The following is a 12,151-nucleotide window of genomic DNA, read 5'->3' as shown; positions in this document are numbered from 1 at the left end:
TATTTGCCAATATCAAAAAATAGAACTATTTTTGCAAAGTTTTACGATATACGTCACATTTTGTAATATGAGAAAAAATCTTTTTTTTATAGTTTTTGCCGTTTTATGCATGACGTTAGGCAGTTGCGGAAGCAGCAAGCAAATTGCTTATTTTCAGAATGCTGATTCATTGAGCTATGCGGCGTCAAAAGGTTTGTTCGATGCAAAAATAATGCCAAAGGACTTATTGACGATAACTGTCAGCACCACGGATCCAAAGGCTGCAACGCCTTTCAACCTTTCTGTAACCAACACACTAAATGCAACTGGATATTTGTCTACAGGAGCAGGTTCACTGCAGACTTATCTTGTTGACAACGACGGCTTTATTAATTTCCCTGTTGTCGGACAGCTGAAAGTTGGCGGTATGACAAAGAGACAATGTGAAAATTATATCCGAGACAAAATACTTCCGTACATGTCAAAGACGGAAAACCCTATAGTTACTGTTAAAATGGCCAGCTTTAAAGTTACTGTAGCCGGTGAGGTTAAGGCTCCGGGTGTATTTAATGTTGACCAGGAAAAGATTAGTGTGATAGAGGCTTTGGCCAGAGCTGGAGACCTTACAATCTATGGTAAGCGTGGTAATGTCTTGCTTATACGTGAGGATGCTACTGGAGAAAAGTCTGTTCACAGACTTAATCTAAATGATGCAAATCTGATAAATTCACCATATTATTACCTTCAGCAGAATGATTATTTGTATGTTGAGCCAAACAGCGTTCAGGCAAAGAACTCTGCAATAGGTTCAAGTACGACAATATGGATTTCTGTTGTCAGTATCCTGACATCTGTAGCTTCGTTGGTGGTTAATGTGTTGAAGTAAGTAAAGTATGTGTGGAATTGTTGGTTATTTAGGTAAGAAAGACGCTTATCCGGTGCTGATTAAGGGACTGGGCCGGTTGGAATATCGTGGATACGATAGCGCAGGCTTGGCTTTGCTTAATTCAGACGGAGGACTGAATGTATATAAAACTAAAGGTAAAGTAAAAGATTTAGATACATTTTGTAAAGACAAAAATATCTCAGGAACTGTGGGCATTGCTCATACACGATGGGCAACCCATGGTGAACCTTCATCTGTAAACGCACATCCACATTATTCAGAGTCTAAGAATCTTGCAATTATCCATAATGGAATAATTGAAAATTATGCAGATTTAAAGAAAAAGTTGCAGTCAAAAGGCTTGACTTTCCGTTCTGATACTGATACTGAAGTACTTGTGCAACTGATTGAATATATTCAGAACAAGAAAAAACTCGACCTCTTGTCATCAGTTCAGGTTGCGCTCCATGAAGTTATCGGTGCATATTCAATAGCCCTGCTTGATAAGCGTGAGCCAGATCAGATCATTGCCGCTTGCAAACAAAGCCCTTTGGTTATTGGTGTAGCAGAAGATGAATTCTTCCTTGCTTCAGATGCAAGCCCGATAATTGAGTATACTGATAAGGTGGCCTACCTTGAAGACGGCAGTATTGCTGTAATGAAAAGGGGAGAGAACTTGAAGGTCGTTGATATATTAAATAGGGAACTGTTCCAGAAAATACAGACTGTTGACCTGAATTTAGGTCAGATAGAAAAAGGCGGATATCCGCATTTTATGCTGAAAGAAATCTTTGAACAGCCCGAAAGTCTTACTAACTGTATGCGTGGCCGTATAAATGTTGAGGCTACAAATGTTACGTTAAGTGCCGTCATTGATTATAAAGAACGCCTGTTGGCTGCAAAGAGAATAATAATTGTTGCATGTGGAACCTCATGGCATGCCGGACTTATCGGAAAGCAAATAATAGAAAGTTTATGCCGTATACCTGTCGAGGTTGAGTATGCAAGCGAATTCAGATACCGTAATCCTGTTGTTACAGACAATGACGTTGTCATAGCTATATCGCAGAGCGGTGAAACGGCAGACACTTTGGCCGCAGTGAAGCTTGCCAAACAACATGGAGCTTTTATCTATGGCATTTGCAATGCGATAGGATCAAGTATACCGCGTGCTACTGATACAGGTTCTTATATTCATGTCGGACCCGAGATTGGAGTCGCTTCGACGAAAGCTTTTACCGGTCAGGTGATCGTTCTTACTATGTTGGCTTTGGCTTTAGCGAAAGAAAAGCATACTATAGATGAAGATGTATATACGAAAATAGTTAAGGGGCTAAGCAATATTCCGGAAAAGATGGAAGAAACCCTGAAACTTAATGACAGAATATCACGGCTAAGCCGTATTTTTACTTATGCAAGGAATTTCTTGTATTTAGGGCGTGGCTATAGTTATCCCGTGGCGTTGGAAGGAGCATTGAAACTGAAAGAAATCAGCTATATACATGCTGAAGGATATCCTGCTGCGGAAATGAAGCATGGCCCAATTGCTCTTATTGACTCAGATATGCCGGTTGTCGTTATTGCAACGCGTAATGCAATGTATGAAAAGGTCTTAAGCAATATACAGGAAATAAAGGCACGTAAGGGAAAAGTCATTGCGTTGGTTTCAAAAGGTGATGAGACTATAAGTAAAATCGCTGATGAGGTTATTGAATTGCCTGATACAGAAGAATGTCTTGAACCTCTATTGGCTACGATACCATTGCAGTTGTTGGCTTACCATATTGCCGTTTGTAAAGGTAAAAATGTTGATCAGCCTCGAAATTTGGCAAAATCAGTAACAGTTGAATAAAAATATATTAATGAAAAAGCTAAAGAATAATATTAGAAATCCTAGAGTCTTGCAGATGATTTTTATATTATGAATTAGCTTTTTAATTTATTATAACGATGATGGAACCATTGAAGCATGAATGTGGAGTTGCAATGGTAAGGTTACTTAAACCATTGGAATACTACCAACAAAAGTATGGCACCTGGATGTTTGGGCTTAACAAGCTCTATCTGATGATGGAGAAGCAGCATAACAGAGGACAGGAGGGAGCAGGCATGGCATGTGTGAATTTAGATGCTGTGCCTGGTTCTGAATATATGTTCCGTGAGCGTGCTGAAGGCTCAAATGCTATAACAGAAATATTTGCTAATGTTCAGAAGCAGTTCAGGAATGTTACGCCTCAGCAATTGGCTGATGTTGATTATGCAAAAAGGAATTTGCCTTTCGCCGGCGAATTATATATGGGACATCTGCGATATTCAACAACAGGCAAGAGTGGCCTTTCTTATGTGCATCCGTTCTTGAGGCGCAATAACTGGCGAGCTAAAAATCTTTGCTTGTGCGGCAACTTCAATATGACCAATATTGAAGAGATTTTTGACAAGCTTGTGAAACAAGGACAATATCCCCGAATTTACAGTGACAGCTATATTACACTTGAATTTATGGGGCACAGATTGGACCGTGAGGTTGAGCGTAATTTTATAGAAGGCCAGAAAAAGGGACTTAAGGATCAAGACATAACACGTTATATAGAGGATAATATAAAGATTAGCAATGTCCTTAAATCTACAATGGCCGATTACGACGGCGGTTATGTAATGTGTGGACTTACGGGTAGCGGTGAAATGTTCTCTATGCGTGACCCGTGGGGCATACGTCCGGCTTTTTGGTACAAGAATGATGAGTTTATTGTTCTTGCGAGCGAACGTCCTGTACTTCAGACAACATTTGAACTTGAATGTGATGACATAAACGAGCTGGAACCTGGATGTGCTTTGATTGTAAAGAAGAATGGTGAAAGTTCTATAGAACGCATACTTGAACCGAGGGGTGATGCTAAGTGTTCGTTTGAGCGCATTTATTTCAGTCGCGGTTCAGACAGAGATATTTATAAGGAACGTAAGAAACTCGGTGAACAATTAACTTCATCTATCTTAAAGGCTGTCAATTACGATACCGAGCATACTGTTTTCTCGTTTATACCCAATACTGCTGAAGTCGCATTCTATGGAATGCTTGGAGGTTTCAAGCGTTATATAAACAACCAGAAGATAGAAAGAATACGTAACTTGGATCATAAGCCGTCTTATGAAGAACTCGAAGAGATTCTGCATCAGTATGTGCGTAGTGAGAAAGTCGCAATTAAGGATATAAAACTCCGTACATTTATAACAGAAGGTGCATCGCGTAATGATCTTGCCGCGCACGTATATGATGTAACCTACGGATCTCTGGTTCCGTATGTGGACAATCTTGTTATAATAGACGACAGTATTGTGCGTGGAACAACATTGAAAGAAAGTATCTTGAAGATTCTTGACCGCTTGCATCCTAAGAAAATAATTATTGTAAGCAGTTCGCCTCAGATCCGTTATCCTGATTATTACGGAATAGACATGCCTAATCTTGAGGAATTTTGTGTATTCCGGGCAACTATTGAGCTGCTGAAGGATCATGGCATGTGTCAGCTGCTTGAAGATACATACAACAAATGTAAGGAAGAAATTCTTAAGCCTAAGAGCGAGATGCGTAACTGTGTTTGTGATATATACAAACCATTTACTGTAGATGAAATAAATAAAAAGATAGTAGAAATGCTTCGCCCGGAGGGAATGAATACACCGGTTGAATTGGTTTATCAGTCTATCGAAGGATTGCATACGGCAATACCTAATCATAAAGGCGACTGGTATTTCACGGGAAATTATCCTACACCAGGCGGAGTGAGATTGGTAAATATGGCATTTATCCGTTTCTATGAAAGTGTGTATCAGTGTGAACGTTAGTTCTGAATGTGTTGGTAATACAAATTATTTAAAAATAAGAGTAGTTGAAAGAACAAAAAGATTTTGAATGTTTCCTGCTGTGCGCATGATTATTCTTTCAAAGAACAGATGTTGACGTACAGATTGATTTCGTTTAAAAATCTTTTTATAAAAGAGAGCAAATATGAAAAATGTAACTTTGGTCTTAGAGGATGGCACAAAATTTCGTGGAAAGTCATTCGGATATGACTCTCCCGTAGCAGGCGAGGTGGTGTTTAATACGGCTATGATGGGTTATCCCGAGAGTCTGACAGACCCATCTTATGCAGGTCAGCTGATGGTACTTACGTATCCGTTGGTAGGAAACTATGGTGTACCACCGTTCACAGTGGAAAACAATGGAATTGCCACTTTCATGGAAAGTGATAAGATATATGCATCGGCAATAATTGTTGCAGATTACAGCGAGATGTATTCTCATTGGAATGCTGTTGAAAGTCTTGCAGACTGGCTTAAGCGCGAGCACGTTCCGGGAATAACGGGCATCGACACGCGTGAGCTTACAAAGGTATTGCGCGAGCATGGTGTAATGATGGGCAAGATTCTTTTTGATGATGAGCCTGACAATATCCCGACAGCAGACTATGAAGGTGTTAACTTTGTAGACAAAGTAAGCTGCAAGGAGATTATACGTTACAACGAAGGAGCCGGAAAGAAGGTTGTTCTTGTTGACTGCGGTGTAAAGAATAACATTATCAGATGTCTTCTGAACAGAGGCGTAGAGGTTATACGCGTTCCGTGGAACTATGATTATACGGATATGGACTTCGACGGACTGTTCCTTGCCAATGGCCCCGGCGATCCTGATATGTGTGAGGATGCCGTAAACATTATAAGAAAGCAAATGAGCCTTTCTACAAAGCCTATTTGCGGTATCTGTATGGGTAATCAGTTGCTGGCAAAAGCTGGTGGCGCTACGATTTACAAGCTTAAATATGGTCACCGTTCTCATAACCAACCTGTGCGTATGGTGGGAACAACCAATTGTTATGTAACAAGCCAGAACCACGGATATGCCGTTGATGCTTCTACTTTAGGAAAAGACTGGGAAGAGCTATTTGTAAATATGAACGACGGCAGCAACGAAGGTATACGTCATAAGACGAATCCTTGGTTCTCAAGCCAGTTCCATCCGGAAGCATGCTCTGGTCCTGTAGATACAGAGTTTATGTTTGACAAGTTTGTTGATGCGTTGAAATAATTTGTTTAACAGGCAGTTAGTGTAATTGCAATAAAAAGAAAAGACATGAAATATAATGATATAAAGAAAGTTCTGCTTCTTGGTTCCGGCGCATTGAAGATTGGCGAGGCCGGCGAGTTTGACTATTCCGGTTCACAGGCCTTGAAGGCGTTGAGGGAAGAAGGCGTTAAAACTGTTCTCATAAATCCTAACATTGCAACCGTTCAGACATCCGAAGGTGTTGCAGACCAGATTTATTTCTTGCCTGTTCAGCCTTATTTCGTAGAGCGCGTTATAGAGAAAGAGCGTCCTGACGGCATATTGCTGTCTTTTGGTGGTCAGACGGCTCTTAACTGTGGTGTTGAATTATATAAGAGCGGTGTGCTCGAAAAATATAATGTTAAGGTACTTGGAACTCCGGTTCAGGCCATTATGGATACAGAAGACCGTGAACTGTTCGTCGACAGGCTTAACGAAATTGACGTAAAGACCATCAAGAGTGAGGCTTGCGAGACTATAGAACAGGCACGCAAGGCTGCAGCTGAGCTTGGATATCCTGTCATCATACGTGCTGCTTATGCTCTCGGCGGACTAGGCAGCGGATTCTGTGACAATGAGGAAGAACTTGACAAACTTGCAGAAAAAGCATTCTCGTTCTCTCCGCAGGTGTTGGTTGAGAAGAGTCTTAAAGGCTGGAAAGAAATAGAATATGAGGTTGTACGCGACCGTTACGACAACTGTATAACAGTCTGCAACATGGAGAACTTCGACCCGCTTGGCATCCATACAGGCGAGAGTATCGTTATTGCTCCTTCACAGACACTTACTAACAGCGAGTATCACAAGCTGCGTGCACTTTCAATAAAAATTATACGTCATATCGGTATCGTAGGTGAGTGTAACGTTCAGTATGCTTTCGATCCGAAGAGTGAGGACTATCGTGTTATCGAGGTTAACGCACGTCTTAGCCGCAGTTCGGCTCTTGCATCTAAAGCTACAGGTTATCCTTTGGCATTTGTGGCAGCAAAACTCGGCTTGGGCTATGGTCTCTTTGAACTGAAAAACTCTGTAACAAAGACAACAAGCGCATTCTTTGAGCCAGCACTCGACTATGTCGTATGTAAGATTCCACGTTGGGACTTGAGCAAATTCCGTGGCGTTGACCGTGAGCTTGGCTCGTCAATGAAGTCTGTGGGTGAGGTTATGGCTATCGGACGTAACTTTGAAGAGGCCATACAGAAAGGTCTGCGTATGATAGGACAAGGCATGCACGGCTTTGTTGAGAATAAGGAACTTGAGATTGAAAATATCGATGCAGCGCTTCGCGAACCTACTGACAAGCGTATATTCATCATATCTAAGGCTATGCACAGAGGTTATACAATCGACCAGATACATGACCTTACGAAGATAGACAAATGGTTCCTCTACAAGCTGAAGCACATTATCGACATAGATGAGACACTGAAGAAGTGCAAGAGCGTTAATGTTCTTGGAAAAGACTTGCTACGCGAGGCTAAGGTATATGGCTTTACTGACTTCCAGATAGCACGTGCCGTAGGTCTGGAGCGCGAACTCGGCAATATGGCTAAGGCCGGACTTGTTATCCGCCAGCTTCGCAAGAGTTATGGCATCCTGCCCGTTGTAAAGCAGATCGACACACTGGCGGCCGAGTATCCGGCACAGACCAACTATCTTTATGTTACATACGCAGGTGTCAAGAGCGACATTACGTTTGAGAACGACAAGCGTTCTATCATTGTTCTTGGCTCAGGTGCATATCGTATCGGAAGTTCAGTTGAGTTCGACTGGTGCGGAGTTCAGGCGCTTAACACAATACGCAAGCAGGGCTATCGCAGCATAATGATAAACTATAACCCTGAAACCGTGTCTACCGACTACGACATGTGCGACCGTCTTTACTTTGATGAGCTTACATTCGAGCGTGTCATGGATATTATCGACCTCGAGTGTCCTTATGGCGTCATTGTTTCTACGGGCGGACAGATTCCTAACAACCTTGCAATGCGTCTCGATGCACAGAATGTTCCTATCCTCGGTACATCTGCCAAGGATATCGACAATGCAGAGGACCGTGCCAAGTTCTCTTCAATGTTGGGACGCAACGGCATAGACCAGCCAGAATGGAGCGCACTGACTTCAATGGATGACATCAACAAGTTTATCGACCGTGTAGGCTTCCCTGTATTGGTTCGTCCTTCTTACGTCCTATCAGGTGCGGCAATGAACGTATGTTCAAACAATGAAGAACTTGAGCGCTTCCTCAAACTTGCAGCCAACGTTTCAGAAGATCATCCTGTTGTTGTAAGTCAGTTTATCGAACATGCGAAAGAGGTTGAGATGGATGCGGTTGCTAAGAACGGTGAAATCATTGCCTATGCAATCAGTGAACATATCGAGTTTGCCGGAGTTCACTCAGGCGACGCAACAATACAGTTCCCGCCGCAGAAACTTTATTGCGAGACAATACGCCGTATAAAGCGCGTCAGCAAGATGATTGCTCAGGAACTGCATATCAGCGGACCGTTCAACATACAGTTCCTTGCACGAGAGAATGATATAAAGGTTATTGAATGTAACCTGCGTGCTTCACGTTCGTTCCCGTTTGTCAGCAAGGTGCTTAAGATAAATCTCATTGAACTTGCCACAAAGGTTATGCTTGGTCTGCCGGTAGAAAAGCCGGAGAAGAACTTGTTCGACCTCGACTACGTTGGTATTAAGGCAAGTCAGTTCTCTTTCAACCGCTTGCAGAAGGCCGACCCTGTGCTTGGTGTAGACATGGCTTCTACTGGTGAGGTTGGATGTCTTGGTGATGATACAAACACGGCGTTGCTTAAGAGCATGCTGTCTGTCGGCCACCGCATACCTAAAAAGAACATATTGCTCTCTACAGGTGGCGCAAAGCAGAAGGCTGCCATGCTTGATGCGGCCCGTCAGCTTGTAAGCAACGGATACAAGCTGTATGCAACTGTTGGCACATCAAAGTATCTTACAGAGAACGGCATAGAGAACACGCTCGTTTACTGGCCGTCAGACAGCGATAAGAAACCTCAGGCTCTCGACATGCTTCACAATCATGAGATAGATATGGTGGTGAACATACCGAAAGACCTTACTGTCAGCGAGCTTTCAAACGGATATAAGATTCGTCGTGCAGCTATCGACCTTAACGTGCCTCTTATCACAAACGGTCGTCTGGCAAGTGCGTTTATCAATGCTTTCTGTCGTGTTAAGCTTGATGACATTGACATCAAATCATGGGAAGAATATAAATAAGAGATATTTTATCATGTTTATTATAAAGGAGGTGACGTCTTGTGGCGTCACCTCCTTTATTGTTTTAATTCAAACGGCTCATAATGTTTAACCACAAATCGGGCATTATAGCGCATATTACTTTATCAATTTTGTGCATTGATGCTTTCAGCCTGTCTTTTTGTTTCTATTGTCGTCTTTTTGTCAGATTTTTCTTGAATAGCACACTATGCCTGCGAAAAATCTAACGAAAATCCGCTGTTAAAGAGTTTATGGATATATGGGTCGGGACATCATTATCCTTGCTTAAATGTTGCCCTTTTACTGAAGATGCGTAATATATTGAAAACCAATGGCTTATGCCTCTATTACGCGTATTGCAGGCAATGTGCCGGTTAGCTTTATTTCATTGATTTGCAAAAGCATACCTTTTAGCGCACGATTTGATGTCTTTTGCATTGTAAAAGGTGCCCTTTCGCAATGTAAAAGGGCACCTTTTGTAAAACAGTAAAATATATGCTGAAATGTTATCTGAAAACCACTGATTTAACATTGCTTATTCAGTGATTTTTGGTATGAAACTCATTGAGTTTTGTATGCAGTTATTTTGGATACTCTTTGCTACTATTCATGATGCCGGATGCCTGTGCCATGATATGCCAATATGACTATTCGTTGTTTCTGCTATCTGTTTTCGTCTTTTTCAGTCTCTGTTTTTCCGTCTTCGTTTTTTATGATATTGTTGCGATACTCAGTTGGCGATATGCCCGTATGCATCTTAAAGAACTTGGAAAAGAAAGAGTTGTTAGAAAAATTAAAGTCGAATGCAATCTGCTTAATGTTCTTGTCAGAATATTTCAGTTCTGCAATGATGTGTTCAACGGCATTGTCGTTGATAAGCGTAAGAGCATTCTTGCCACATACCTTTTTGACAATGGTTGAAAGATATTTTGGCGTATAGCAAAGCATTTCGGCATAATATCCTATTGTCCGGTGCCTTCCTTTATCTGCCGTTACAGCCTCCATGAAGTTGTTGAATATGTAGTCAGATTGCCTGAGACATTCTTCTGAACTGTCGTCAGTGCAGTCTTCATAGCTGTTCTGATATGCTATGGCAATCATTTCCGTAAACATCGCCGATGCGATATGCATGAGTATGTCTTTCTGGAATTTGTCTGCGTCAACGTCTATTTTGTCAGAAATTAAGTCGATATATTTTTTCAATACAATATATTCGTTTTTGGTCATATGCCTGACAGGACAGACGTGCAGATGCTCCATCATTTTCCATGTCCCTTTTTCTGTTTGAGTCATGCGGTGTGCCAAGCGGTTTGAAAAGCATATTATTATAAGCTTATTATCGCTTTTTTCTTCAATTAGGTTTATGAGCGAGTTAGGCAGACATACCAGTATGTCGTTTTTATGGAGACAGAAAACAGTGTTGTTTAACTCTATTTTAAGTTCTCCTTTTTCGCAGTAGACAAACGTGAACTCTTCAATCTTTTCACTTTTGCTTTCATGAAAGATATAGTCGAGTCGGTCAGTTATTTTCACGTAGTCGTTGTCATAAAAATTTTTGCTTGTTTCTTGATTATAAATATTTCTTATGTCTTTGTTCATTTGTTCTGATTTTGTTTGCAAAGATACTAAATTACGGCTTACCTGTAATATTCCTTTTTCCTCAGCCTATGTTCTATTTTCTTCTTTTCTTGCAGGCAGAAGTCAAATTGAACACATCTGAAGGAAATGTTGTTACTGATTCTGCACGGCAAATTGTTACTTTCGCGGCGAAAATCAGATAATATATTAATGATATGAAGAAAAAGATTTTAAACTTGAATGTATGGCTTGTTGCCTTTACATGTTTATTCATTGCAACATCATGCAAGAACAAACTTGCTGAAGTTAACAGGCAGACTTATGCCACGAAGAAAGTGGAGGGGAAGACAGACAAAACAATAACAACTTCTTATTCTGCATCAATTGAAGGTATGCAGGATATCGATATTTATCCAAAAGTTTCAGGATACATAGTAAAACTTAATGTTTCAGAGGGACAGACTGTGCGGAAAGGACAAGTGCTTTTTGTTATAGACCAGGTTCCATATCAGACGGCACTTGCCACGGCTGTAGCCAATGTGAAGGATGCTGAGGCAAATCTTGCCACGGCTGAGCTGACATATCAGAGTGCCAAGGAGCTTCATGCACAGAAAGTGGTGTCAGACTTTAACCTGAAGACAAACCGTAATGCATATCTGACGGCCAAGGCTAAGCTGGCACAGGCGCGGGCAGAGGAGAGGGATGCACGTAACAATTTGTCTTATACAGAGGTGAAGAGTCCGAGCGACGGTGTTGTAGGAATGTTGCCGTATCGTGTAGGAACATTGGTCAGTCCGTCGATGACAAAGCCTCTTACAACAGTTTCGGATAACTCTAAAATGTATGTATATTTCTCAATGCCGGAAAATCAGCTTCTCACCATGGTGCGCCAGTATGGCACTAAGGACAATGCAATAAAGCAGATGCCGGAAATACAGCTTCAGCTTAACGACGGTTCGATATTCGATGAGAAAGGCAAGATAGAGTCGATAAGCGGAGTGATAGACAAAGAGACCGGAGCGGTAGGCCTTAGGGCTGTGTTTCCGAATAAGTCCAGGTTGCTTTACAGCGGTTCGTCTGGCAATGTCCTGATACCGAGCGAGTTTAAGAATTGTATTGTTATTCCGCAGGAAGCCACAGTGCAGCAGCAAGACAAATACATAGTGTACAAAGTGGTAAACGGCAAAGCTGTTTCAACACTCATAACGGTTGCCCCCTATAACGACGGCAAGGAGTATATCGTCACAGGCGGTTTGAGCGTAGGAGACGAATATGTTTCAAAGGGTGCCGGACTTGTGCGTGAGGGAACTATTGTGAAATGATAAAAACAAAAAGGGAAAAAGATTTTT

Annotated in this window: 7 protein-coding genes; 6 read left to right on the top strand and 1 reads right to left on the bottom strand. The window is 41.6% G+C overall.

Annotated elements, in window-relative coordinates; genetic code table 11:
• The first annotated feature begins 67 nt into the window (after positions 1-67).
• From QVO66_RS04150 to carB, 5 genes are all read left to right on the top strand, one after another.
• Positions 68-865 (top strand): polysaccharide biosynthesis/export family protein, encoded by a 798-nt coding sequence (locus QVO66_RS04150; protein ID WP_053398457.1) that lies wholly within the window; start codon positions 68-70, stop codon positions 863-865.
• A 7-nt stretch (positions 866-872) separates the two neighbouring features.
• Positions 873-2,717 carry a glutamine--fructose-6-phosphate transaminase (isomerizing) gene (gene glmS / locus QVO66_RS04145; protein ID WP_021854150.1) on the top strand — a complete coding sequence of 615 codons (1,845 nt, stop codon included), beginning with the start codon at positions 873-875 and terminating at the stop codon, positions 2,715-2,717.
• 101 nt (positions 2,718-2,818) lie between these two features.
• A complete protein-coding gene (locus tag QVO66_RS04140) occupies positions 2,819-4,708 on the top strand; it encodes an amidophosphoribosyltransferase (protein ID WP_053398486.1) in 1,890 nt (629 codons plus the stop codon).
• Positions 4,709-4,871: 163 nt separating this feature from the next.
• Positions 4,872-5,948 (top strand): glutamine-hydrolyzing carbamoyl-phosphate synthase small subunit, encoded by a 1,077-nt coding sequence (carA, locus tag QVO66_RS04135; protein WP_021854148.1) that lies wholly within the window; start codon positions 4,872-4,874, stop codon positions 5,946-5,948.
• Positions 5,949-5,993: 45 nt separating this feature from the next.
• Positions 5,994-9,224: a carbamoyl-phosphate synthase (glutamine-hydrolyzing) large subunit gene (carB, locus tag QVO66_RS04130; RefSeq protein ID WP_021854147.1), complete on the top strand. Its 3,231-nt coding sequence runs from the start codon at positions 5,994-5,996 to the stop codon at positions 9,222-9,224.
• A 663-nt stretch (positions 9,225-9,887) separates the two neighbouring features.
• On the opposite strand, the gene QVO66_RS04125 is transcribed toward carB, so the two are convergent.
• Complete coding sequence (locus tag QVO66_RS04125) at positions 9,888-10,823, bottom strand: helix-turn-helix domain-containing protein (RefSeq protein WP_021854145.1); 936 nt, start codon at positions 10,821-10,823, stop codon at positions 9,888-9,890.
• 194 nt (positions 10,824-11,017) lie between these two features.
• Between QVO66_RS04125 and QVO66_RS04120 the strand changes: the two genes are divergently transcribed.
• On the top strand, positions 11,018-12,124 hold the full coding sequence (locus QVO66_RS04120; protein ID WP_021854144.1) for an efflux RND transporter periplasmic adaptor subunit: 1,107 nt from the start codon (positions 11,018-11,020) through the stop codon (positions 12,122-12,124).
• The last annotated feature ends 27 nt before the right edge of the window (positions 12,125-12,151 follow it).

Source organism: Prevotella sp. CAG:255, assembly GCF_000431195.1.
In the GTDB taxonomy this organism is placed as follows: Bacteria; Bacteroidota; Bacteroidia; order Bacteroidales; family Bacteroidaceae; genus Prevotella; species Prevotella rara.
Note: the sequence above shows the minus strand (reverse complement) of the source record. Positions and strands in the feature narration are given on the sequence as shown.